The following is a 25,511-nucleotide window of genomic DNA, read 5'->3' on the forward strand; positions in this document are numbered from 1 at the left end:
GGACCACGGCATGCAGCAGTTGATTGAATCGGTAGGCGCGCTTTCTCCCGAGAAACGCAAGGCGCTGGCGATTCTACTGGGCAAACAGGGCATTAACCTTTATGGCATCGCGCCGATTTTTCGGCGCACCGAAGGTGAACCGCTGCTTTTGTCTTATGCCCAGGAGCGGCAGTGGTTTCTCTGGCAGATGGAGCCGGACAGCGCGGCGTACCACATTCCCACGGCGTTGCGCTTGCGCGGTGCCCTGGACATGGCGGTACTGCAGCGCAGTTTCGATACGCTGATCGAGCGTCACGAAAGTCTGCGCACCGGGTTTGCCCGAGGTGATCAGGACAAGGCCATTCAGCTGATCAAGGCGCCGTTTGCCTTGCAGATCGAGGTTCGCGAGCTGGAGGGCGAAGTCGATGAGCCGCGTTTGCGCGCGGCCATCGAGGCCGAAATTGCCCGCCCGTTCGATCTCGAACAGGACACCTTGCTGCGCGTCTGCCTGCTGCGGCTGGCACCGGACGATCACGTTCTGGTGATGGTGCAACATCACATCATTTCCGATGGCTGGTCGATGCAAGTGATGGTCGGCGAACTGATCGAGCTCTATGCCGGGTTCAGTCAGGGCGCACCGGCCACGCTGGCACCGTTGCCGATCCAGTACGCCGATTTCGCCCAGTGGCAACGCAGCTGGATGGACGCCGGTGAGCGCGAACGGCAATTGAGCTATTGGGTCGAGCATCTGGGTTCGGATCCGGGCGTGCTGGAACTGCCGGCCGATCACCCACGCCCGCTGGTGCAAAGCTATCGCGGTGCACGTCTGGATATGCAGCTGGATGCCGCGTTGAGCAAAGGCCTGCAAGATCTTGCGCGTCGTGAAGGCGTGACGATGTTCATGCTGTTGCTGGCGGCGTTCCAGACCTTGCTGCATCGCTACAGCGGTCAGGACGACATTCGCATCGGCGTGCCGATTGCCAACCGCAACCGTGCGGAAACCGAAGGGCTGATCGGCTTCTTCGTCAACACCCAGGTCTTGCGTGCCACCCTCGACAGCAGCATGACGTTCAGCGCCTTGCTGGCCCAGGCCAGGCAATCGGCGCTGGGCGCCCAGGCGCATCAGGATCTGCCGTTCGAGCAATTGGTCGAAGCCCTGGCGCCGGAGCGCAGCCTGAGCCGCAGCCCGTTGTTCCAGGTGATGTTCAACCACCAGAGTGGCGCGCGGCAGGCCGGACAGGCCATGCAATTGCCGGGGCTTGCCGTTGAAAGTGTGAATTGGGACAGCCTCACGGCGCAGTTCGACCTGACCCTGGAAACCCATGAATCGCCGGAAGGCGTGTGGGCCTCGCTGATCTATGCCACGGACCTGTTTGAAGCGGCGTCCATCGAGCGTATGGGCAGGCATTTGCAGACGTTGCTCAAGGCTATCGTCAGCGATGCGCAACAACGTGTCGGCGAGTTGCCATTGCTCGATGCCCGTGAGCGGCAGGTATTGCTGCACGACTGGAACCCCGTGGACGTACCGTTTGCCAGCGATCTGTGCATTCATCAGTTGATCGCTCGTCAGGCGATTCGGACCCCGGATGCGCGGGCGGTGACCTTTGCCGAGCGGCATCTGACCTATGCTCAGCTTGAAGCACGGGCCAACCCGTTGGCGCATGCCTTGATCGAGCGAGGCGTCGGCCCGGAGGTGCGCGTCGGTGTGGCGATGCAGCGCTCGGAGCATCTGCTGGTCGCGCTGCTGGCCGTGCTCAAGGCCGGGGGCGTGTACGTGCCGCTCGATCCGGATTACCCGGCCGACCGTGTCGCCTACATGCTCGAAGACAGCCGTGCGCTGTGCCTGCTGACCGAACGGGACGTCGCCGCCAGTCTGGCGATTGCGGCGGACATTGACGTGCTGCTGATGGACAACGCCGCCGATGATTTCGCCGCGTACCCGGCGCATGCACCGCAAACGCGGGTGTCGGCCGACAACCTTGCGTATGTGATTTACACCTCCGGTTCGACCGGCAAACCGAAAGGCGTGGCGATTGCCCACCGCAACGTGCTGGCGCTGATCGACTGGTCGCAATCGGTGTACAGCCGCGACGATATCCAGGGCGTGCTGGCCTCGACGTCGGTGTGTTTCGACCTGTCGGTGTGGGAGCTGTTTGTCACACTGGCCAACGGCGGTTCGTTGATCATCGCCCGTAATGCCCTGGAGTTGCCGCAGTTGCCGGCCCGCGATCAGGTGCGCCTGATCAACACCGTACCGTCGGCGATTGCCGCCCTGCAACGCAGCGGCGAGATCCCGCCGAGCGTGCGCATCATCAATCTGGCCGGCGAGCCGCTCAAGCAGTCGCTGGTCGACACCTTGTATGCACAACCGACGGTCGAACACGTTTTCGACCTGTACGGCCCGTCGGAAGACACCACCTATTCGACCTGGACACGGCGCACGGCCGGTGGCCAACCAAGCATCGGCCGGCCGCTGAAACACACCGCGAGCTATGTCCTTGATGGCGAGCTGCAACCGGTGCCGCAAGGCGTCGCCGCCGAACTGTATCTGGCCGGTGCCGGCATCACCCGCGGTTATCTGGCCCGGCCGGCGTTGACCGCGGAAAAGTATCTGCCGAACCCGTTCGGCGCTCCGGGCGAGCGTTTCTACCGCACCGGTGACCTGACGCGTTATCAGGCTGACGGCAACCTGCAATACGTCGGGCGTATCGACCATCAGGTCAAGGTGCGTGGTTTTCGCATCGAGCTGGGCGAGATCGAAGCGCGTCTGCTGCAACAAGACACGGTGCGCGAACTGGCGGTGCTGGCGCAGGAAGGCGCGAGCGGTCAGCAATTGGTCGCCTACATCGTGCCGAGCGCTGCGCTGGGTAACGCCGAAGAACGAGCGCGGCTGCGTGAAGTGCTCAAGGCCGGCCTGCGCGAGCACCTGCCGGAATACATGGTGCCGGCGCACTTGCTGTTCCTCGAACAGCTGCCGCTGACGCCCAATGGCAAGCTCGATCGCAAGGCTTTGCCCAAACCTGACGCAGCGCTCGAGCAGCACACCTATCTGGCGCCGGGCAATGACAACGAACGGCAGTTGTGCGAGATCTGGCAAGCCGTGCTCGGGCTGGAGCAGGTAGGCGTCACTGATAACTTCTTTGCCCTTGGCGGCGACTCGATCATCTCCATTCAGGTGGTCAGCCGTGCACGTCAGGCCGGCCTGCGCATCACCCCCAAGGATCTGTTCCAGTACCAGACTGTGCAAGGTCTGGCCCGGGTCGCTCAGCGGGGTGAAGCGGCGTTCAGCATCGAGCAGGGCGCTGTCACCGGCAGCACGCCGTTGCTGCCGTTCCAGCAACGATTCTTCGAACTGGCGATTCCCGAGCGGCAGCGCTGGAACCAGTCGTTGCTGCTGAAACCTTCCCAGGCCATTGACGCCAGTGTCCTCGAGCAGGCCTTGCAGGCGCTGGTTGCGCATCACGATGCCTTGCGCCTGAGCTTCAGCGAAGGCGCTGAAGGCTGGACGGCCATGCACCGCGCGCCGGATAACCGGCCGTTGCTGCAACAGGCGGGCGTGCAGCACACCGACGAAATCGAAGCGGTGTGCGACGCCGCGCAAGGCAGCCTCGATCTGCAAGACGGCCCGTTGTTGCGCGCCGTGCTGTTGAATGTGGCTGACGGCAGCCAGCGCTTGTTGCTGGCGATCCACCACCTGGTGGTCGACGGTGTGTCCTGGCGCGTGTTGCTGGAAGATTTGCAGAATGCCTGCGAGCAGGCGCAAAGCGGCCAGGGGATCAAGCTCGCGGCCAAGACCAGCCCGTTCAAGGACTGGGCGCAACGTCTGCAAACATTCGCCACCGGCGAGCTGCACGACGAACTGACGTGGTGGGCCGGACAGTTGGGCGAAGCGCCCGCGGATCTGCCTTGCGACAACCCTGCGGCAACCTTGCAAAACCGTCACGCGGTGAGCGTGGAAACCCGCCTTAATGCGGATCAGACCCGCCAACTGTTGCAGCAGGCGCCCGCCGCCTATCGCACGCAGATCAACGATGTGCTGCTGACAGCACTGGCGCGGGTGATCTGCCGCTGGACCGGTCAGGCCTCGACCCTGATCCAACTCGAAGGTCATGGCCGTGAAGAACTGTTCGACGACATCGACCTGAGCCGCACCGTTGGTTGGTTCACCAGCCTGTTCCCGGTGCGTCTGACCCCGGCCGTGGGCCTGGCCGACTCGCTCAAGTCAGTCAAGGAACAACTGCGTGGCGTACCGAACAAGGGCCTGGGTTTTGGTGCCCTGCGTTACCTGGGCGATGAACACGCGCGACAGACGCTCGCCGCGCAGCCGGTCCCGCGCATTACCTTCAACTACCTGGGCCAGTTCGACAGCCAGTTCGACGAGGCCGCGCTGTTTGTGCCTGCCAGTGAAAGCACCGGCCGCGAACAGAGTTCGCTGGCACCGCTGGCAAACTGGCTGGACATCAACGGCAAGGTCTATGGTGGTGAGCTCAACCTCAGCTGGTCGTTCAGCCACGAAATGTTCAATCAGGCGACGATCCAGCGTCTGGCTGACGACTATGCGCAAGAACTCAATGCGCTGATCGCCCATTGCTGTGAAGCGCACAACCGCGGTGTGACGCCGTCGGACTTCCCGCTGGCTGAGCTGACTCAGGCGCAGCTCGATACGCTGATCACGGATCCGCAAGCGGTGGACAACGTTTATCCGCTGTCGCCGATGCAGCAGGGCATGCTCTTCCACACCCTGTACGAACAAGGTTCGGGGGATTACATCAACCAGATGCGGGTGTCGGTGGAAGGGCTTGATGTCGAGCGTTTCCGTCAGGCCTGGCAAGCGGCGCTGGAGTCCCATGACATTCTGCGCACGCGGTTTGTCTGGGGAGGGGAGCAGGCCCAGCCGCTTCAGATCGTCGAACGCTCGGCGACGCTGCCGTTTACCGTTCACGACTGGCGCGGTCAGCCGGGCGAAGCGCTGGATGCGCTGGCCGAGGCCGAGCGCAGCCGTCCGTTCGATCTGAGCGAGGTGCCGTTGTTGCGCCTGGTGGTGGTGCGCACCGCGCAAGACCGTCACGAACTGCTCTACACCAGCCACCACATTTTGCTGGACGGCTGGAGCAACTCGCAGTTGCTCGGTGAAGTGCTGCAGCGCTATGCCGGGCAAGTGCCTGCAGCGCCCATCGGCCGCTACAGCGATTACATCGCCTGGCTGCAGCGTCAGGACAGTCAGCTCAGCGAGCAATTCTGGCTTGAGCGTCTGGCTCAATTCGATGAGCCAACCCGTCTGGCCCAGGGTTTGGCGGATCGTTCGGCGAACGCCGATGGCGGTACCGGACACTATCAGCAGTGGATCGACGCCACTGGCACGTTGCGCTTGAGTGAGTTTGCCCGTCAGCAAAAAGTCACCCTTAACACCCTGGTGCAGGCGGCGTGGCTGTTGCTGTTGCAACGTTACACCGGGCAACCGACCGTGGCCTTCGGCGCCACTGTGTCGGGACGTCCGGCCAACCTGCCGGGGGTCGAGCAGCAGGTCGGCCTGTTCATCAACACCTTGCCGGTGATTGCCCGTCCGGAACCGCAACTGACGGTCAGCCAGTGGCTGCAAACCGTGCAGGAACTCAACATCGCCCTGCGTGATTTCGAACACACGCCACTGGCCGATATCCAGCGCTGGTCGGGGCAGGGCAGCGACGGCCTGTTCGACAACCTGTTGGTGTTCGAGAACTACCCGATCTCCGAAGCGCTGGAGCAAGGCTCGTCGCTGGGCCTGAAGTTCGGCGCGGTCGACACCCGTGAACAAACCAATTTCCCGCTGACGGTCGGGGTCAACCTCGGCGAAACCCTCTCGGTGCATTACAGCTTTGCCGCCGCCCGTTTCAGCCCGGACTCCATTGTGCGTTTGCACGCGCAACTGGCCTCGCTGCTGGAGCAGTTCGTACAGTCGGCGAATGCGCGTCTCGGCGCGTTGACCCTGCTCAGCGGTGAAGAGCAGCGTCGATTGCAGGAAAACAATCGTGCGCAACCGTGCACGGATCCGTTGCTGGTGCATCAGCGCATCGCGGTGCTTGCGGCGCAGCAGGCGCAACAGGAAGCCGTGCGTTGTGGCGATCAGGCGTTGACCTTCGCCGAGCTTGAAAGCCACGCCAATCGCCTCGCGCATGTGCTGATCAATGAAGGCGTCGGGCCGGAAGTGCGCGTCGGCGTAGCCCTGCCGCGCAGCCCATCGATGCTGGTGGCCTTGCTCGCGGTGCTCAAGGCCGGCGGCGCCTATGTGCCGCTGGATGCCAGTTATCCGCGCGAGCGCCTGGCCTATCTGATCGAAGACTCGGGCATCGCGCTGTTGCTCAGCGATTCGCAACTGCGTCCTCGGTTGCCACTGAGCGCCGGAGTGCGTGCCCTGGATCTGGACACGTTGTCGACTGCCGAATGGCCAGACGTTGCGCCGCAGGTCGAGGTACACGCGCAAAACCTGGCTTACGTGATTTACACCTCGGGTTCCACCGGCCAGCCCAAGGGTGTGTGCGTGGAGCACGGACCGCTGGCGATGCATTGCCAGGCCATCGGCCAGCGCTATGAAATGACCCCGGACGATTGCGAGCTGCACTTCATGTCGTTCGCGTTCGACGGCGCTCATGAACGCTGGTTGACCCCGCTGACCCATGGCTCGCGGCTGTTGCTGCGCGATGACAGTCTGTGGAGCCCGGAGCAGACCTACACCGCCATGCAACAACACGGCGTGACGGTGGCGGCGTTCCCGCCGGTGTACTTGCAGCAATTGGCCGGGCACGCCGAACAGGTCGGCCAGCCGCCCGCTGTGCGGATCTACTGTTTCGGCGGCGATGCCGTGCCCAACGACAGTTTCGAGCGGGCGCGTGCGGCGCTGGCGCCGCAGTACATCATCAACGGTTACGGGCCGACCGAAACCGTGGTCACCCCATTGATCTGGAAGGCCGGGCGGCATGACGCATGCGGCGCAGCCTATGCACCGATCGGCACGCGGATCGGCGACCGCAGCACCTGTGTGCTCAGCGCTGACCTCAATGCGTTGCCCCAGGGCGTGATGGGCGAGCTGTATCTGGGCGGCACCGGGCTGGCCCGGGGTTATCTGGATCGTCCGGCGATGACCGCTGAGCGCTTTGTACCCGATCCGTTCGGGGCGCCGGGCAGTCGTCTGTACCGCAGCGGTGACCTGGTGCGTGAGCGTGCCGATGGCGTGTTCGACTATCAGGGCCGCGTCGACAACCAGGTGAAAATCCGTGGTTTCCGCATCGAACTGGGCGAAATCGAAGCGCGTCTGCTGGAACTGAGCAGCGTGCGCGAAGCCGTGGTGCTGGCGCATGCCGGGCCAAGCGGCAAGCAACTGGTGGCCTATCTGGTCCCGACACAACCGGTGGCAGACGCACATCTGGCTGAATGGCGCGACAGCGTGCGCAACGCTCTCAAGGAGAGTCTGCCAACGCACATGGTGCCGGCGCACTTGATGGTGCTGGCGCACCTGCCGCTGACCCCGAACGGCAAACTGGACCGCAAGGCGCTGCCTGCACCGGACGCCAGTCTGCTGCAGAACAGCTACGTGGCGCCGCGCAATGAAATGGAGCAACTTATCGCCACGATCTGGGCCGATGCGCTGCGCCTTGAGCAGGTCAGCGCCACGGACAATTTCTTCGAGCTGGGCGGCGATTCGATCATCTCGATTCAAGTAGTCGGCCGTGCGCGGCAGGCCGGTATCCAGTTCACGCCCAAGGATCTGTTCCAGCACCAGACCGTGCAGGCACTGGCGGCGGTAGCACAGTCGGGCGGCACGGTGCTGAGCATCGACCAGGGGCCGGTCAGCGGTGCGACGCCGTTGTTGCCGTCCCAGCAATGGTTCTTCGCCAGCGAGATCCCCGAGCGGCATCACTGGAACCAGTCGTTGCTGCTCAAACCGGCGATGACGCTACACGCCGAGACCGTTGCGCAGGTGCTCCAGGCACTGGTTGCGCATCACGATGCCTTGCGCCTGTCGTTCATTGAAACGACTGACGGCTGGACAGCCACTCACCGCCCGATCGAGCCTGTGCAAGCACTGCTCTGGCAGCGCACGCTGACGGATTCGGCTGCAATCGAAGTGCTCTGTCAGCAGGCCCAGGGCAGTCTCGATCTGCACGACGGTCCGCTGCTGCGCGGCGTGCTGTTCGATCTGCCGGATCAGACTCAGCGCTTGTTGCTGGTGGTGCATCACCTGGTGGTCGACGGTGTCTCCTGGCGGATCCTGCTGGAAGATCTGCAAACCGCATTCAGCCAGATCCAGGCCGGGCGCGAGGTCGCGTTGCCGGCCAAGACCAGCGCCTTCAAAACCTGGGCCGAGCGCCTGCAGGCGCACACCGTCAGCCTCGATGACCAACAGGCCTTCTGGCGTGGGCATTTGCAGGGGGCGACCGCCACGTTGCCGTGCGAGCGCCCGGACGGCAGCCTGGAAAACCGCTACGCGCAAAGTGTGCAGACGCGCCTTGCCCCTGAACTGACCAGACAACTGTTGCAACAGGCCCCGGCGGCTTATCGCACGCAGGTCAACGACTTGCTGCTGACCGCACTGGCCCGGGTCATCAGTCGCTGGAACGGACAGGCCTCAGCCCTTATTCAACTGGAAGGACATGGTCGTGAAGACCTGTTCGACGACATCGATCTGAGCCGCACCGTTGGCTGGTTCACCAGCGTGTTCCCGGTGCACCTGACCCCGGCCAGCGGTTTCGCTGATTCGATCAAGCAGATCAAGGAGCAACTGCGTGCGATTCCCGACAAGGGCATCGGTTTTGGCGCCTTGCGTTATCTGGGCGATGCCTCGGCGCGTGAGGCTCTGGCAGAACTGCCCACGCCGAAAATCACCTTCAATTACCTCGGCCAGTTCGATAGCCAGTTCGACGAAGCCGCGCTGTTCCTGCCGGCCGGCGAAAGTGCCGGCAGTGACCTCAGCGATCGCGCCCCACTGGGTAACTGGCTGTCGGTCAATGGTCAGGTGTATGGCGGTGAACTGAGCCTGTCGTGGAGCTTCAGCGAGCAGATGTTCGACACCGCGACCGTGCAGGCAGTGGCCGATGAATACGGGCGTGAACTGACCGCGCTGATCGAACACTGCGTGACCCCGGGCAACCACGGCCTGACGCCGTCGGACTTCCCGCTGGCAGCGCTGGACCAGACGCGTCTGGACGGTTTGCCGGTGCCGGTCGCGGACATCGAAGACATCTATCCGTTGTCGCCGATGCAGCAGGGCATGTTGTTCCATACCTTGTCCGATGACGGCGACGATCTCTACGTCAACCAGCTCAACCTGACGGTGGAAGGCCTCGATATCGAGCGCTTCCGTGCCGCGTGGGAATGCGTGGTGGAGCGCCACGAAATTCTGCGCACGTCGTTCCATTGGCAAGACAGCCAGGCGTCACCGGTGCAGGTCGTCCACCGTCAGGGCATTGTTGACCTGCAAGCACTGGACACGCCGATGGATGAGGCGCAACTCGCCGAGTTTGCCCGTCAGCAGCGGGTTCAGGGCTTTGCGCTGGACCGCATGCCGTTGCAACGCACGCGCCTGATTCGGCTGGATGCCGACAAGTACCAGTTGATCTGGACCAGCCATCACATCCTGATGGACGGCTGGAGCAGTTCGCAGTTGTTCGGCGAGGTACTGCAGCACTACGCCACCGGCCAGGTCGAAGGCGAAAGCGGTCGGTATCGCGACTTTATCGCGTGGTTGCAGCAACAGGATTCGGCGCAGCTCGAGCAATTCTGGCGCGGCCACTTGCAGACGCTGGTCGAACCGACCGCGCTGAGCCAGGCGATGCACCCGCGTCACGAATCCGCCGAGCACGGCCACCAGGCGTTGTACACCCGTTGGGATGCGCAGCAGACCGCCTTGTTGCAGCAGCATTGCCGGGCTCAGGGCATCACCGCCAACACGTTGATTCAAGGCGCATGGTTGCTGCTGTTGCAGCGCTACACCGGTCAGCACAGCGTGGCGTTTGGTGCCACCGTGGCCGGGCGCCCGGAGGGTTTGCCGAATGCCGGCAGCATGCTGGGGCTGTTCATCAACACCTTGCCGGTGATCCAGACCCTCGATCCGGCGCAGCCGCTGAATGCCTGGCTGAGCAATCTGCAGGCCTATAACCTCGATCTGCGTGAACATGCTCACGCACCACTGGCGGACATTCAGCGCTGGTCGGGGCAGGGCGGGCAAGCCTTGTTCGACAGCATCATCGTGTTCGAGAACTACCCGATCGACCAGCGTCTGGAACAGGCATCGGGCGGCCTGCGTTTCGGCACCTCGGCCAGCCATGACGTGACCAACTTCCCGATGGACCTGGCCGTGCATCTTGGCGAAGAGTTCTCCATCGAGTACCTGTTCCTGCGTGATCGGTTCAGTGTCGAAGCGGTCGAGCGGATCCGCCAGACCATGGAAGTGCTGCTGCACAGCATGATGCAGCAGCCGACGGAGCGTCTGGGCAACCTGCAGCGTCTGGCCGCGCCACAATGGCAGGCCTTGCAGCAGTGGGGCGCAGAACCGGCGGCGGTGCACAACCGTGAGCTGTTGCCGGCGATGATTGCTGCGCAACGGCCTGAGGCCATTGCCGCCGAATGTGGTGACGAGCAGTTGAGCTATGCGCAACTCGAGCACCGGTCCAACCAGCTGGCGCATCATTTGATCGCGGCGGGTGCCGGTCCGGAAGTCCTGATCGGTGTCGCTCTGGAACGTTCGCTCGACATGCTGGTGGCCTTGCTCGCCGTGTTCAAAAGCGGCGCTGCCTACGTGCCGCTGGACATCGACTATCCAGCCGATCGCTTGGCCTTCATGATTGAAGACTCCGGCATGCGTCAGATGATCAGCCGTGGCGCCGCCAGCCAGCGTTTGCCGCTGCCGGCGAATTTGCCATTGCTTGATCTGGATCTTTTCGATGGCAGTCAGTACCCGAACACGGCGCCGCGGGTGCAGACCTGTGATGACAGCCTCGCCTATCTGATCTACACCTCGGGTTCCACCGGTTTGCCCAAAGGTGTGGCGGTAACCCACGGACCGCTGAGCATGCATTGCCAGGCAATCCGCGAGTTGTACGAAATGGACGCCAGCACGCGCGAATTGCACTTCATGTCGTTCGCTTTCGACGGCGCCCATGAACGCTGGCTGACCACCCTGGCCTTTGGCGGCACGCTGGTGCTGCGCGATCATGAACTGTGGACACCGGAGCAGACCAGTCACGCCTTGCTCAACCGTTCGATCGATATCGCCTGCTTCCCGCCGGCCTACCTCAAACAGGTGGCCGAGTACGTCGAGGCCAGCGGCATGGCCGTGCCGAAGGTGCGCATTTATTGCCTGGGGGGTGACGCGGTGCCGGAGCAGACCCTGGCGCAGGTGCGCCGCGTGTTGCAGCCGCAGTTCATCACCAACGGTTACGGCCCGACCGAAACCGTGGTCACGCCGATGCTCTGGAAAGCGCCGAATGATGAGGCCTGTGCGGCTGCCTATGCGCCGATCGGGCGAGTGGTCGGTCAACGCTCGCTGTGGGTTCTGGACGACGATCTCAATCCGCTGCCACAAGACTTGTCCGGCCAGTTGTATATCGGAGGCTACGGGGTTGCCCGTGGTTACCATGGCCGTGCGGCGATCACCGCCGAGCGCTTCGTGCCGGATCCATTCGGCGCGCCGGGCAGTCGTCTGTACCGCAGCGGTGACCTGGTGCGCCTGCGCCATGACGGCATCCTCGATTACGTCGGCCGCGCCGACCATCAAGTGAAGATTCGCGGTTTCCGCATCGAGCTGGGTGAAATCGAAGCCTGCCTGCGCGCTCAGGAAGGTGTCACCGACGCTGTGGTCATCGCCCGTGACGGCGTCTCCGGCAAGCAGTTGATCGGCTATGTGGTCAGCAGCGACGACAACGTCGGGGATCGTCTGAAGACCCTGTTGCGCGCACAGTTGCCCGAATACATGGTGCCGCTGCAGATCATGGCTCTGGCGCGCCTGCCGATTTCGCCGAACGGCAAACTGGATCGCAAGGCGCTGCCGCAGCCCGAGTTTTGCGCCGATCAATATCAGGCGCCGCGCAACGCGCAGGAAACCTGGCTGGCCGATATCTGGGCCGACGTGCTGCAAGTGGAGCAGGTTGGCATCAGCGACAACTTCTTCGAGTTGGGCGGTGATTCGATTCTCAGCCTGCAGGTGATTTCCCGGGCGCGGAACCATCCGCAACTGAAACTGGACATCAAGCTGCGCGACCTCATGCGCTTCCAGACCATTGGCAACCTGTTCGACCAGCAAGCAGTCACCCGCTCGAGCCAGACTGGCGACAGCAGCCACGTAGCACAGGCGGGTGCGTTTGGATTGTTGCCGATCCAGGAGTGGTTCTTCGCCGAGGGCATGAGCGAACCGCATCATTTCAACCAGGCAATGATGCTGCGTTCGCGCCAGGCGCTGGATGCCCCGGCGCTGGAGCAGACGCTGCGGTTGATGCTGGCCCAGCATGATTCGTTGCGGCTGCGCTTCTATCAGGATCAGGGCCGCTGGTTGCAGCACTATCAAACGTTGCAGGACAGCCTGCGCAGCGCCGAGCACAAGCCGTTGCTGTGGCAGCGTGAGATCAGCGACATCGAGCAACTCGACGCACTGGTCAACGAAGCCCAGCGCAGCCTCAACCTGCTCGACGGGCCACTGATGCGCGGTCTGCTGGTGAATCTGCCGGACGGCGAGGTGCGCCTGCTGCTGGTGGTGCATCACCTGGTGATCGATGCGGTGTCGTGGCGGGTGTTCCTGCAAGACTTGCAACTGGCCTACGAGGCGTTCAGTCAGGGTCGCGAGCCGCAACTGGCGCAGCGCACCAGCAGCTATCGCGCCTGGGCCGATGGCCTGGCGGCGCAGGTGCCGGCACTGGTCGAGCAAGAGCTGGATTACTGGCTCGGACAGCTGGATCAGCCGGGCCAGGATCTGCCGTGTGACAACCCGCGCGGCAAGAACCTGGTGCGTTTTCGCGAAGAAACGTTCATGGGCCTCGACGCCACCCGCACCGGGCAACTGCTCAAACAGGCGCCAGCGGTATACGGCACGCAGATCAACGACCTGCTGCTGACCGCGCTCGGTCGTGTGCTGTGTCGCTGGAGCGAGGCCGAGTCGGTGCTGGTGCAACTGGAAGGGCACGGTCGTGAGGACCTGGTCGAAGGGCTGGACCTGAGCCGCACCCTCGGCTGGTTCACCACCATGTTCCCGGTGCGGCTGGCGCCGTTGGCGGAGCAGGATTTCGGCGCATCGATCCTGGCGGTACGCGAGCAGTTGGCGGCGGTGCCGCAGAAAGGCGTCGGCTACGGCGCGCTGCGCTACATGGCCGATGCGTCGGTGCAACAGCGTCTGGCGACGTTGCCACAGGCGCGGCTGACCTTCAACTACCTGGGGCAGTTCGACCAGACCTTTGACGAGCAGGCGATGCTGATGCCGGCGGACGAGCACATCGGCGACGTCTATAGCCTGGATGCCAACCTCGGCAACTGGCTGGAAATCGTCGGTCAGGTGTTCGACGGCAAACTGTCGATGCGTTGCATGTACAGCACCCGTCGCTTCCGCCCTGGCACCATCGAGACCTTGATGCAGCAGTATCAGGCCGAGCTGGAAGCGTTGGTCGACCATTGCCTGCAACAGTCGGCGCGTTGAGCCGGTCTTTAACTTTTTGAGAGGGCCGGTGCGCATTGTGTGCATCGGCCCGGGATGTGGTGCATGTCATTGAATTCGGAAGTAGCGGCGTTTCTTGATCTGGTCGAAGACAGTCAGAACGGCGCGTTTCACCAAGGGACACCTGAGCAGGCCCGTGAGGCGTTCGAGCGGTCCTCACAACAGATGCGCTGGGACGTGCCGGATGTCGAAGTGAGTGAGGTGCGACATCTTGCCCGCGACGGCGCTGAGCTGACCCTGCGGCTGTACCGTCCGTTGCACAGGGGTGGTGTCCTGCCGGTGCTGCTGTTTTTGCACGGCGGTGGTTTTGTGGTCGGCAGCCTCGATTCCCACGACGGTATTTGCCGTGAATTCTGCGCGCGCACGCCGTGTGCAGTGCTGTCGGTCGGCTACCGCCGCGCGCCGGAACACAAATTCCCGGTGGCGTTGCACGATTGTGCCGATGCACTGGATTGGCTGCGCGAACAGGCCGGCGAATTCGATCTCGACCTGTCGCGCCTGGTGTTTGGCGGCGACAGCGTCGGCGCCACGCTGGCGACCGTGCTGGCGCTTGAGGCGCGCGCGCCCGGCGCGCTGAAACCGTGCCTGCAATTGCTGTGCTACCCGGTAACCGACGCCTCGCAGCGCCGTGAATCGATGGACCTGCTCGGCGAAGGTTATCTGCTGGAAAGCGATACCCTGGAATGGTTCTACCAACACTACGCCCGCCGCCTTGAGGACCGCCGCGACTGGCGTTTCTCACCACTGCTGAGCACCGACCTTGCCGGCGCCGCACCGGCCTACGTCGCCCTGGCAGGCTTCGACCCGCTGGTGGACGAAGGCCGCGCCTACGCCGAACGTCTGGCCAGCGCCGGAGGATTGCTTGAATGCCGAGAGTTCAGTGGCCACGTGCATGACTTCCTGCGCATGCGCATGGTCACGCAAGAGGTGGAGGCGATCTATCAGGAACTGGTGAGCGTGCTGCGCACCGTGATGTATTCGGAAACGGTCTGATCCGACTTGGCCTGATGTGCGCGTCCACACACCAGGCCATCAACACCCCGTCTCCGTTGGAGCGGGCTTGCTCCCTAAGAGGGCGCCTCTGAAACCGCGTTTCAGGAACTGACTATTGCGGTTTGAAACCTGGTTTTCCGTTGGCGGCCCGCCATTCCTTGATGGCTTTTAATGCACCAGCGGGGCTGTCTTCGACCCCCTCGGCAGGGTAGTACAAAATATCCGAGCCGCTCGGGTGTTCCGAAATTTTCACTATGTTGTCCACTATCGCGTCGTGCTCTCTCTCGGATGAGTAGTCTCCTTCAACCAAGCGGTTTATGAGGGCGATAAACTCTGACTCTGTATATTCTTCAAACCTGGATTTAAATTTCATTGTTTGGTCCTCCTCTGCTTGGCGTGGATTTTTATGTGTTGGCGCGGTGTCAACAGTCGGAGATTGTCTGCATCGTAAACCATGCCACCTTCACCGATAGGCACAACATGATGTATCTCTATTTTTACCCTTCTCCCTACATGTTCTGCTTGGGGGGCACGTGGTGAAAGCCCCTTTTTGATATCGAGTTGATTAAAGTATGGAAACTCATGCATTAATTGCTCATTACTTTCCACTGCCTTCCAAAACGCCCGCCTAAACGCTTTAAAACTGGAAAATTCCTGTCCCCTCAGCGTATCCGCAATCTGCGCGGGTATCGGCGCACCTTCCGGGGTTGACGCGGCCCCCAGCCAATTCCCCGATATCACTTGCCCATTCCCCGAAGCGACTCCCGGATCCTGACGACGATCCCTGAACATCGTGAAGGTCGGCGGGATGCCGGACTCGATCGGGAATACGGTGATGAAGCCACCGAAGTCGTACTGGTCCAGTTCGGGAAAGGGGTCGATTCGCCCGCCTTGCGGGGTGACCGTTGCACCTTCGTAGATCGGCAGATCGGTGTCGGCGAACGGCAAATCCGTCGAAGGATTCAGCGGTTGTACCAAAGGTGTCCAGGTCAGGGTGGGACCCTTGGCCTCGGCGTCGCCGGAGATGTACGCATTTTTTCCTGCATCAAAACGGGCCAGTCTTACCGGCACGTTGGCCGGTACTGTGACGCCGTCCGTACCGACGACAACAATCTCCGCGCGGTTGCCGATCGTCCTGGAACCGAGCCTCACCGGCAGGTCGACATCTTTGCCGCTGGCCGCCCGTTCGTACAGGTCGACAGCGTTCAGATCGGGAGCGAGTTCCGAGAGCGGAACACTGGCCGAATAAAGATCGCCATTGCCCAGCCTGGATGGCATCAGCAGTGCTGCGAAACCGACCAGAACGGGCGCCGCTGCGGCGCTCACGACAGAAACGGCGGTGCGCAAAGCAGTTCTGAGCGCCAGTGAGGTGGCCTGGCTGGTGGCGATGTGGCCGAGCGTGCCGCTAAACGTTGAGTCAAACGCAGCCAGTGAACCAACGTTGGCAAATGTCGGGTTTTGCCAGCGGGCGTCGCTCTCGGCTTGCCATTTTTCATGCAGGCGTTTTTGTTGCGCGGCCAATCTGGCCCTGGCCCGGCGCGCTTGCTGCTGCTTTTTCCTTTTGGCCTTCCTCTGCGCCTGACGCTGCTCCTTCAAGCGCTGTGCTTCCTGTTCTCTTTGAACCCGCGCCTGTTCAGCCTCTGCCAGTTCACGTTGGCGACGAGCCTCTTCGGCCAACGCATGTTGACGCTGCTGCTCGGCGGCGATAAGGGCGCGTTCGGCAGCCACGCGCTGAGCCTCTGCCTGTTCACGCTGGCGACGTGCTGCATCTGCCAACGCCTGCTGACGCTGCTGTTCAGCGGCGATTCTGGCGCGCTCGGCGGCCTGACGCGCCGCTTCGGCGGCAGCGGCTTGTGCCCGTTCGTTGGCCTGCACGGTGGCCAGCCAGTTGTGCACATTGGCTTGTTGTTGATGAAGAACGTTGAGGGTCTGAGCCAGCAATCTGGCTTCGAGCGCTGCTCGATAGGACAGTTTCCACAGGTTCATTCCCGGGCCGTTGGGGCTGAGAATCGGGTCGATGATCTGTGCGCGGGAGAGGAACTGGGAAACCGTTTTGTCGGTAGGATCGCTGCCGTAGAAACCGTGGGACAAATGGGTCTGGTGTTGCAGTTGTTGGTTTTTTCGCTGAATCACGGTGTTGCGTACACCCAGCTCGCGGACCAACGATGCAGCCGGTGGTAGCGGGTGGGTCGAGATTTCCTGTCGTGCGGCTGCCAGATCCGTTTCAATGGTCTGCGGAATCTGTGCTGTCTTGCCTTGATATTCCGCCTCCAGCGGGCCGGTAAAGTTTTGCAGTACTTGCTGATATTGGCCGGTGCTTCGCGGAGGGCCGAACCGGCCGCTGTTGGGAATCGTGGTGCCGGTCGAGGGGTTTATTCGCATGCCTGGAGGTGCTTTCCCGATTGTGTGGACGGCCTCGGTCAATTCGAACGACGATGGTTTTTGCATATTCATATCCTTTTGAATGTGCATTGTTTTTCGATAAGTAATGGGTGAGCAGTCAATTGCTTCCTGCCAATCAACGTTACAACGAAGTGCTCAGGGAAATACCCGAGTCTTCTGTAGGCGCTGACAGGAGATAAGGCGGAAGTTTTCGCCGAAAAGAGGGTTTTGGCGGATGCTTCTTTTATGTAATCGGACGTTTCCTATGCAACGAAAGGAAATACCTTTCAAGCCGCATGTTTTGTAGTGCCGTTAAACCTTCATCCAAAAAAAAAGCGCCCCGGTTTGGCCGGGGCGCTTTTTGTGTTGCAGCGGTTAAATCAGAACGTGTACTTGAAGCCGGTCATGATGTTGCGCGGTGCGCCGTACATGCCGTGGTCGCCGGCGTAGCTGAGGTATTCGCGGTCGAATACGTTGTTCAGGTTGACCGAGGCGCTGAGGTTTTTGCTGATGTCGTAACGCGCCAGCAGGTTGGTGACGGCGTAGCTGCCTTGCTGGAAGGTATGCAGGTCGGCACCGGTCTTGCTCTGCCAGTTCACACCGCCGCCAACGGTGACTTTGTCCAGAACGCCCGGCAGGCGATAGCTGGTGAAGGTCTTGAGGCTGTGACGAGGCAGGGTGGTGACGATGCGCTGGTCTTCGGCATCGGTGCTGACGGCATAGGCGTAACCGGCAGACGCTTGCCAGCCTTCGGCCAGTTCGCCATCGAGGGTGAACTCAGCACCTTTGGTGGTGGTGCCTTGTTCGGATTTGTAGGTGTTGCCGCCCGGGGTGTCGATCCAGATCGCCAGGTTGTCCTGCTCGATCTTGAACAGCGCGAAGCTGGAGTTCAGCTTGCCATCGAAGTGGCTGCCCTTGACGCCGACTTCGTAGCCGGTGCCTTCCATCGGGTCCAGAGGCTTGTTGTTGATGTCGCGTACCCAGGACGATTGCGGGTTGAAGATCTTGGTGTAGCTGGCATACAGCGACCAGGTGTCGTTGACGTCGTAGACCACACCCGCGTAAGGAATGTAGACACCGGTTTCCGATTCCTTGGTCTTGGTTTCTGCACCGCCGTACGGCTTGTCTTCGATGTCGCGATGCCAGTCGACCACGCGGCTGCCGAGCAGGATGCTCAGGTCATCGGTGGCACGCAGGCGGGTGGCCAGGTACGCGGCGTATTGAGTTTCATCGACGGTGGATTTGCCGGTGACGTTGAATTCGGGTTTGACCGAGTCGCCGTTCCAGTTCAGCAGGTTGTCGATGGCGCCGGCAGGGGAGCCGGAGTAGTCGTATTTCCAGCTGCCGTAGTTCGGCACGTTTTCGTTGTATTGCGACAGGGTCACACCGGCGATCAACTCATGCTCGCGACCCAGCAGGCCGAACGGGCCGGTCAGGTAGGCGTCGATGTTGTTCTGGCGCGGGGTACCGGAGAAGCGCACCGGCAGTTGGGTCGTGCCGCTGCCGTCCGGGTTCAGGCCACCGTTGACGTAGTTGAAGACCTCGTCGAACTTGTTCTCGGAGTGAGTGAATTCAACCTTGCCGCTCCAGCCATTGCCGAACTGCTGTTCGATCGAGGTGAAGAAGCTGGTTTGTTCGTGATCGTTATACGACCAGGTCTGCGCCGAGTTCAGCGAACGGCTGAGGTTGGTGCGCGAGCCATCGGTGAAGCGGGTTGGCAGGCCCGAACGCATTGGCGAATCGACGTCGGTGCGCTGGTAGCTGAAACCCATGGTCAGCAGCGTGTCTTCGCTCAGGTCGAATTCAGTGATGCCGTACATCAGCTGCGAATCTTGCTTGTAGCGGTCGATCCAGGACTGTTCGGTCTTGAAGTCGCCGACCAGTCGGCCACGGATGTTGCCGGTTTCGGTCAGCGGCCCGGAGACATCGAAACCGGTGCCGTAGCGATCCCAGTTGCCGGCTTCAGCGGTGACGCTGGCCTGAGCTTCGGCAGTCGGACGCTTGCGGATCAGGTTGATGGTGGCCGAAGGGCTGCCCAGGCCGCTGATCAAACCGGTGGCGCCACGCACCACTTCCACACGGTCGTACATCGCCATGCTCTGGGTGTAGTTGTCCATGCGCTTGACGGTCGGCACGCCGTCGATTTCGAAGTTCTGGATCTCGAAACCACGGGAGAAGTAACCGTCGGACTCTGCGCCCTGGCCGTCACGCAGCACAATGATGCCCGGTGTGGCGTCGAGGGTGTCGCTGAGGTTGGTCAGACGCTGGTCGTCGAGGCGCTGACGGGTCATGACGGTCAGTGACTGCGGAGTTTCCTTGGGTGTCAGGTTCAGGCGCGTCGAGCTGCTGGACGAGTACGTGGTGTACAGCCCGGAGCCTTCAGTGGTCGACCCCGGCGCCTTGCCGGAAATCGATACCGCGCCCAGCTCCAGTGCGTTTCCCGCGCCTGCACCGGTGGCCGGCACCAGCGAAACGGAGTTGCCGGTCAGTTGATAGGTCATGCCGCTCCCCAGCAGCAAGTTGTCCAGTGCCTGTTTCGGCTCCAGGTGCCCGGATACCGCGTTCGAGTTCAGGCCAGCCAGGGATTCCGGGCTGTAGAGAATCTGCAGATTGGCTTGTTGCCCCAGCTGTTGCAGTGCTCGGGACAGCGGTTGCGCAGGGATGTTGACGTCGACCGGCGTCGCTTGAACCTGGGTGCTGCCCAACAGCATCAGCGTCAGCAGAGCACCTGACAGCATTGCGCCACGCGGATTGCGGCGGGAGATGGCCTCGGCCAGAGGGGTGCGGGACAACTTTAAGGCTTGCATTTGCTCGGGATGCTCCTGAAGTGCGAGTGCAGTTTTATTAGTTAATGATAATTAGACGCAACACTGCGTAAAAACCGGAAAAATCCCGCGAACCGCGAAAGTCTCTGCTATCGCGCGAAGGCGGGATCAGCTCATCCCTGAGCGGTTGGCGTATCAGGCCGGGTTGAGCGCGGTTTTGACTTTGCCGGCATCCATGCGCACCAACTGGTCGGCGACATCGAAATAACGGTCATCGTGGGAGATCACGATGATGGTCTTGCCCAGGCGTTTGAGATCGGGCAGCAGCTCGGTGTAGAAGATCCGGCGGAAGGTCGGGTCCTGATCCGCGGCCCATTCGTCGAACACCAGCACCGGGCGCTCCTCCAGCCACGCATTGACCAACGCCAGACGCTTGCGCTGGCCGGTGGACAGGTCGGTGGTGGTGAAGCTGCCGTCCTGCACGCTGACCTTGTGGGCGATTTCCAGGCGTTGCAGGTATTTGTTGGCGTCGTCGGGAATGTGCGTATCGCCTTGCACCACGTCATCGAACAGGTAGTAGTCGGCAAACACCGTGGTGAACAACTGGCGGTAATCGTCGCGGGTGAGGGCAGTCACGCATTCGCCGTTGAGACGGATTTCTCCTTGTTGTGGCGGATACAGGCCCAGCAGCAGTTTGATCAGGGTGGTCTTGCCGCAGCCGTTTTCGCCGACGATGAATACGATGTCGCCTTGTTCGATCTTCAGGTTCACCGGCCCCAGCGTGAACGGCTTGGCCTCGCCCACGGCCGGGAAGGCGTAGCGCACGTCCTTGAGTTCCAGGCTCTGCACCGGCTCGGCTTTCTTGCCCTGATCGCTGAGCAACAGATGCGGCTCGGGCGAGGAGAACTGCGCCGACAGTTCAGCGATGCGGCGGAAGGCAATCTGCGCGCGGCTGACCACCGGCAACGTGCCGACCAGGTGTTCCAGCGGACCTTTCATGTACAGCAGCACCAGGACGAAACCGCTCATCACGGTTTTGTCAGCGCTGGGCCAGAACGATTGCAGGGCCAGCGCCAGACCGATGACCACAAAGAACAGCATCGAGCCGAAACTCTTGGCAATCACGAACGTGTTGATCGATTTGATCTGGGTCTTGCAGATGAAATCGGCCGTGCCCTTGATGCCACTATTGAACATACGCTGGCGGCGCGGGCGGTGTATGCGCAGTTCCTTGGCGCCTTCGGCAATCGCGTTGTAGTGCTTTTGCAGTTCGTCTTCAGCGTCACGGGCGGCGAAGAAACCCTTGATCCCGCGACCTTGGGCGAAGTACTGGATGCCAGTGCCGATCAGGATCGCCACGACCATGATCAGGAACATTGGCCACGACAGCATCGCCAGGTACCCCATGCAACCGAGGGTCACGGTCAGCGAGATGGCCAGTGGCGCGAAGGCGAAGGCGAAGTCACTGATGGTGTCGACGTCGTGGGTCAGCACCGGAATCAGGCGATGGCTGCGATAGCGTTCAATCTGTTCGATCGGTGCCGACAGCACTTTCTCGCCCAGCTGTTTGCGCAGGGTGGCGATGATGTGCTGGCCGACATAGTTGGTGCCGATGTCCGAGCAGATCGAGCTGAGCAGCGCCAGCACGCACAGGCCACCGAACAGCGCGACCACGCCTTGGGTCAGGCCGGATTCGGAGTGCAGCGCGTTATTGATGGTGGCCAGCAGGACCGTAACACTCAGGCCACCGACCATACCCAGAATGACCGACAGTGCGACGACGAGCCGAAAAGGTTTGAGTAGGGTGAACAATTCATGAATTGCACCGCGCGTAGGCTGGGTCATGACAGGACAGTTCCTTGGGTCGTAAGGCAGATACCCTGTAGAACGTCTGATCCGGAGCTTAATTTAGACGGTCGCCGACTGGCGGCGACCGTGGGGAGAGCAGAAGCGTTACTGCGGATTACAACTCACGCACGACACGGAAACCGATCCAGTCGCCGCGGGTCTTCGGATCGATGTCGTTGCGGTTGCCCGAACGAGAGAATACCGGCGCTTCCCCCCAGTCATTGCCACGAATGCGCAGGGTGTCGCAGTTGGGTTCAAGCCACGCGCTGCCATCGGTTGGCGCACCCTTATAGTCCGGGTGATAGCAGTCTTCGACCCATTCATAGACATTGCCGTGCATGTCATACAGGCCAAAGGCGTTGGCCGGGTAGCTGCCCACCGGTGAGCTGAAGCTGTAACCGTCCGCCGGGCCGTAGGTGTTGGCGTGTTTGGCGATGCTATAGCCTTTGCCCTCGTCGAACGGGAAGGGAAAAGGGCCTTTGGATCCTGCCCGGGCACCGTATTCGCGCTGGGCTTCACTGAGCATGCTGTACTTCTGCCCGGTTTTTTTCGACAGCCAGGCGACGTAGTTCTTGATGTCCTGGAAATCCATGCACACCGCCGGCTGACGCGGGGTTTGCGGATAGCGCGGTTTGCTGGCGATGCACTCGCGACCGGGGCGCGTGTCGCCGTTGGCGATCACTGCACCGCTCTGGCGAATGTAGCTGTCCCATTCACCGGCGGTGATCTGGAAGCGGCTCATGGCGAAGGGTTTGGCGAAGGTTACTTCATGCATCGGGCCTTCGTCAGGTTCGCGGCCCACTTCATCCTCAGGCGTGCCCATGGTAAAGGTGCCGGCCGGGAGTACGACCATTTCCGGGCAGTCTTTGCAGTCCTTGAATACTTTACCCGCGGCGGGCGGTGTCGCGGCCTGTGCGGCAGTCGGCAGCAGACCGGTCATGAGGGCGGCGAGGGCCAGTGCCTTGAGCGCGTTGGCGCCGTGGGCAGGGGGCAACAGATCACGTTTCATGAGTCATCTCGTTTAAAGGAAAGCGGGGTGTCAGAGCTGTTTGTCGAGTACGGCCATGAAACGCTCGATGTCGTTTTCGCTGTTCAGCAGGCCGGGGGCGATGCGGATCACCGGGCCGACGTCGCGCTCCACCGCGTCACACACCACGCGGTTTTGCATGAGCTGGGCGGCGACCTGTTCGCAGTCGCGATCCTTGATCCGGAAGAAGGTAAAACCGGCAGACAAATCGGCGCTGCGGGGTGTTACCAGTTCAATCGAGCGGTGTTCCAGCAAGCGGTTCTTGGCGTAGGTGTTGAGTTCGTGAATGCGCGTTTGCACCTCGCGTTTGCCCAGCGCCAAATGCAGCTTGAACGCTTCGTCCAGTGCCCAGCGGTGTTCGAAACTGTGATACCCGCCGGGGGTCATGATGGTCGAGAACGTGGTGGCCTCGGAAAAGGTCGGGATGGTCGGGGTGACGTCCTTGAGTTCACTGGAACGTGCGCAAATGATCCCGGTACCGCGGGGGCCGAACATCCACTTGTGGGTGCCGGCGATAAAGAAGTCGCAATGCATGTCGGGGAAGTCGAGGTCATCGACACCGAAACCATGCACGCCGTCGACGACGTACAGGATGCGATCCTTTTCCTCGCGCTGGCGATTGTGCTGATCCACCAGTTTGCCGATCTCGCCGATCGGCAGTTTCACGCCGCTGCCCGATTGCACCCAGGTCATGCCCAATACGCGTGTTTCGCGGCGAATGCCTTTGTCGATGTTGCTCAGCACTTCGTCGACGGACACTTTGGCGCTGCTGTCGAACAACTTCAGTTTGCGCACCTTTACGCCATCTTTCTGTTGGCGATAACCCAAGGTGTAATTCGTCGAGTAATGTTCGTGTTCGGTGGTGAGGATTTCCTGATCGGCGCGTACATGAATGCCGCTATAGATCAGCGCCAGACCTTCGGTGGTGCTGCCGGTGAGAGCAATCTGCTCGGGCTTGGCCTTGAGGTAGCGACCGGCCCATTCGCGCACGGCTTGCTCGCGCTTTTCGCTTTCACCCAGATCCCAATCCATCGCACGTCCGGGGTTGCGGTCGAGGGTTGCGCGGTAACGCTCGATGGCTTCGCGCACCGGGCGCGGATGGGAGGTCACGAGGAAGTTGGCGAAATGCAGGTAATCCGGGTCCTGATCGAACAGCTGGCGCAATTGCGCCCATTTGTTTCCGGCGGGCGGTTGTGGATTGGCGGCGCCGGCCGGCAGGTTGACGGCAGCGCCCAAGGGCAGGCCGGCGGCAAGGATGCCGGCCTGTTTGAGGAAAGAACGACGGTTGGTCATGAGATCAGATCGCTTGTTCGAAGAGGTGTCAGCGGTTGACCACGGGCCTGGAGGATTTTTGTACCTGTTCCCAGACCCGCAAGAAGTTGCCGCCCCACAATTTGGCGATGTCGGCCTCGCTGTAGCCACGCGAGATCAGCTCGGCGGTTACGTTGCGCGCTTCGCTGACGTCCTTCCAGCCATCCAGGCCGCCGCCATCGTTGAAGTCGGAACTGATGCCGACATGGTCGATGCCGATTTTCTTCACGGCGTAATCAATGGCGTCACCGAAGTCCTTGAGGTTGGCCTTGGGTTCTTCGTCGACGATTGAATAGAGCTGGCCGGCGTACTCGCCAAAGCGTTGTTCCGGCCACACAGTGATGATCGGGTCGCCAGGCATCAAGGCCATTTCCAGGCCCTGCAGCGGCTGCAGATCAAACTTCGCACGCAAGGCGTTGAGCTTGTCCTGGGTGGCCTGGCTCAACGGGCGCAGGTAAGTCGGGAAACCGACAATCTGCACGACGCCGCCGCTGTTCTTGATCAGTTGCATTTCCTGGTCGCTGATATTGCGCGGGATATCCACCAGCGCCCGGGGAGCCGAATGGGAGGCCACGATCGGTGCGCGGCTCAGCTGTGCGACTTGTTCCAGGGCCTTGGTCGACATCTGCGAGACGTCGATGATCACGCCCAGATCGTTGAGCCGATGCACGGCCTGTTTGCCAATGTCCGACAGACCGCCAAGCGCATCGCGGGTGTCATTGAAAAACGGCAGGGGGCGCGAAGAGTCGGCCCAGTCGTTGTTGCCCACGTAACTGAAGCCGAACATGCGCATGCCCCGTGCGGCCCACTTGTCCAGGGCGTTGAGATCGTTGCCCAGTGGATAGGCGTTGAGCATGCTGATGAAAATCGCAAACTTGCCTTCGCCATGCAGGCGGCGGAAATCGTCCGGGGTGTAGGCGATGGCGACCTGATTGGGGAAATCGCGGACCAGGGTGCTGATGATCTTGTAGCGGGTTTCCTGTTCGAAGCGGGCCTCTTCTACAAAACCGGCGGTGGGACGGTGTGGCGCGTTGGCGCCGTTCCAGATTTCCGGCCAGCCGAAGATCGTCAGGGCGGCACCGGACAGGCGCCCGCGGGCGGTTTTCACCAGATCGAACTGGCCGCTGCCATCCTTGTCGGCTTCGTTGCCGGCTGTGCCGAAATCCAGCGGCACGGTGATGTGGCTATCGAACGAAATGATCCGATCCTGCAACTCATCGGCTTGCTGCATGACTTTGACCGGGTAGCCGGGATTGTCCTTGAACCAGTGTTCCCAGACCGCAAAGCCTGCGGCAGCGCTGATCGCCAGGGCCAGCGGCAGGCCAATGTAAAGAGCCTTTTTCGAACGTGGTGTTGTCATTGCCATCTCAGTCAGGTTCGCCGTCGAGTTGCGGGCGCAGGGGCCTTCGCTATTTGGGTGGAACGACTGGGCAGCCGGGTAATTTAGGCCTGGCTGAAAAGAACGCAGCCCGATTCAGGCACTGCCGAAGGCTGCGAACTTTTCGGGGCGCCATAAATTTACCTCTGCAACAAA

General features: G+C 61.7%; 9 protein-coding genes. 2 read left to right on the forward strand and 7 right to left on the reverse strand.

Going from position 1 to position 25,511, the window contains the following annotated elements:
• The first annotated feature begins 10 nt into the window (after positions 1–10).
• Positions 11–13,633, forward strand: a complete 13,623-nt coding sequence (locus tag PDR5_RS09345) for a non-ribosomal peptide synthetase (protein WP_064594767.1) — start codon at positions 11–13, stop codon at positions 13,631–13,633.
• Between the two features lie 63 nt (positions 13,634–13,696).
• Entirely contained in the window at positions 13,697–14,644 is a 948-nt protein-coding gene (locus PDR5_RS09350; RefSeq protein WP_064594768.1) for an alpha/beta hydrolase, read from the forward strand.
• Between the two features lie 112 nt (positions 14,645–14,756).
• Here the strand turns inward: PDR5_RS09350 and PDR5_RS09355 are convergent, their stop codons facing one another.
• From PDR5_RS09355 to pvdM, 7 genes are all read right to left on the reverse strand, one after another.
• Positions 14,757–15,017, reverse strand: a complete 261-nt coding sequence (locus PDR5_RS09355) for a bacteriocin immunity protein (protein ID WP_064594769.1) — start codon at positions 15,015–15,017, stop codon at positions 14,757–14,759.
• A complete protein-coding gene (locus tag PDR5_RS09360) occupies positions 15,014–17,116 on the reverse strand; it encodes an S-type pyocin domain-containing protein (RefSeq protein WP_237233822.1) in 2,103 nt (700 codons plus the stop codon). Before PDR5_RS09360 ends, PDR5_RS09355 begins: the two co-directional genes overlap by 4 nt.
• Positions 17,117–17,406: 290 nt before the next feature.
• Positions 17,407–19,833: a TonB-dependent siderophore receptor gene (locus PDR5_RS09365; RefSeq protein ID WP_082934374.1), complete on the reverse strand. Its 2,427-nt coding sequence runs from the start codon at positions 19,831–19,833 to the stop codon at positions 17,407–17,409.
• 153 nt (positions 19,834–19,986) lie between these two features.
• Entirely contained in the window at positions 19,987–21,636 is a 1,650-nt protein-coding gene (locus PDR5_RS09370; protein WP_064594771.1) for a cyclic peptide export ABC transporter, read from the reverse strand.
• Positions 21,637–21,754: 118 nt separating this feature from the next.
• The gene (gene pvdO / locus PDR5_RS09375) at positions 21,755–22,648 is read right to left on the reverse strand and encodes a dihydropyoverdine dehydrogenase (RefSeq protein ID WP_064594772.1); all 894 of its coding nucleotides are present in this window, start codon (positions 22,646–22,648) and stop codon (positions 21,755–21,757) included.
• A 30-nt stretch (positions 22,649–22,678) separates the two neighbouring features.
• Positions 22,679–23,959, reverse strand: a complete 1,281-nt coding sequence (gene pvdN, locus PDR5_RS09380; RefSeq protein ID WP_064594774.1) for a pyoverdine-tailoring periplasmic protein PvdN — start codon at positions 23,957–23,959, stop codon at positions 22,679–22,681.
• A 28-nt stretch (positions 23,960–23,987) separates the two neighbouring features.
• On the reverse strand, positions 23,988–25,337 hold the full coding sequence (pvdM, locus tag PDR5_RS09385; protein ID WP_064594775.1) for a pyoverdine-tailoring dipeptidase-like protein PvdM: 1,350 nt from the start codon (positions 25,335–25,337) through the stop codon (positions 23,988–23,990).
• Between the last annotated feature and the right edge of the window lie 174 nt (positions 25,338–25,511).

Source organism: Pseudomonas sp. DR 5-09, assembly GCF_001655595.1.
Lineage (GTDB): Bacteria > Pseudomonadota > Gammaproteobacteria > Pseudomonadales > Pseudomonadaceae > Aquipseudomonas > Aquipseudomonas pharyngis.

Coding starts and splice junctions, on each gene's coding strand:
- PDR5_RS09345 (WP_064594767.1), top strand. CDS start 11: ATGCAGCAGTTGATTGAATCGGTAGGCGCGCTTTCTCCCGAGAAACGC.
- PDR5_RS09350 (WP_064594768.1), top strand. CDS start 13,697: ATGTCATTGAATTCGGAAGTAGCGGCGTTTCTTGATCTGGTCGAAGAC.
- PDR5_RS09355 (WP_064594769.1), bottom strand. CDS start 15,017: ATGAAATTTAAATCCAGGTTTGAAGAATATACAGAGTCAGAGTTTATC.
- PDR5_RS09360 (WP_237233822.1), bottom strand. CDS start 17,116: ATGCACATTCAAAAGGATATGAATATGCAAAAACCATCGTCGTTCGAA.
- PDR5_RS09365 (WP_082934374.1), bottom strand. CDS start 19,833: ATGCAAGCCTTAAAGTTGTCCCGCACCCCTCTGGCCGAGGCCATCTCC.
- PDR5_RS09370 (WP_064594771.1), bottom strand. CDS start 21,636: ATGACCCAGCCTACGCGCGGTGCAATTCATGAATTGTTCACCCTACTC.
- pvdO (WP_064594772.1), bottom strand. CDS start 22,648: ATGAAACGTGATCTGTTGCCCCCTGCCCACGGCGCCAACGCGCTCAAG.
- pvdN (WP_064594774.1), bottom strand. CDS start 23,959: ATGACCAACCGTCGTTCTTTCCTCAAACAGGCCGGCATCCTTGCCGCC.
- pvdM (WP_064594775.1), bottom strand. CDS start 25,337: ATGACAACACCACGTTCGAAAAAGGCTCTTTACATTGGCCTGCCGCTG.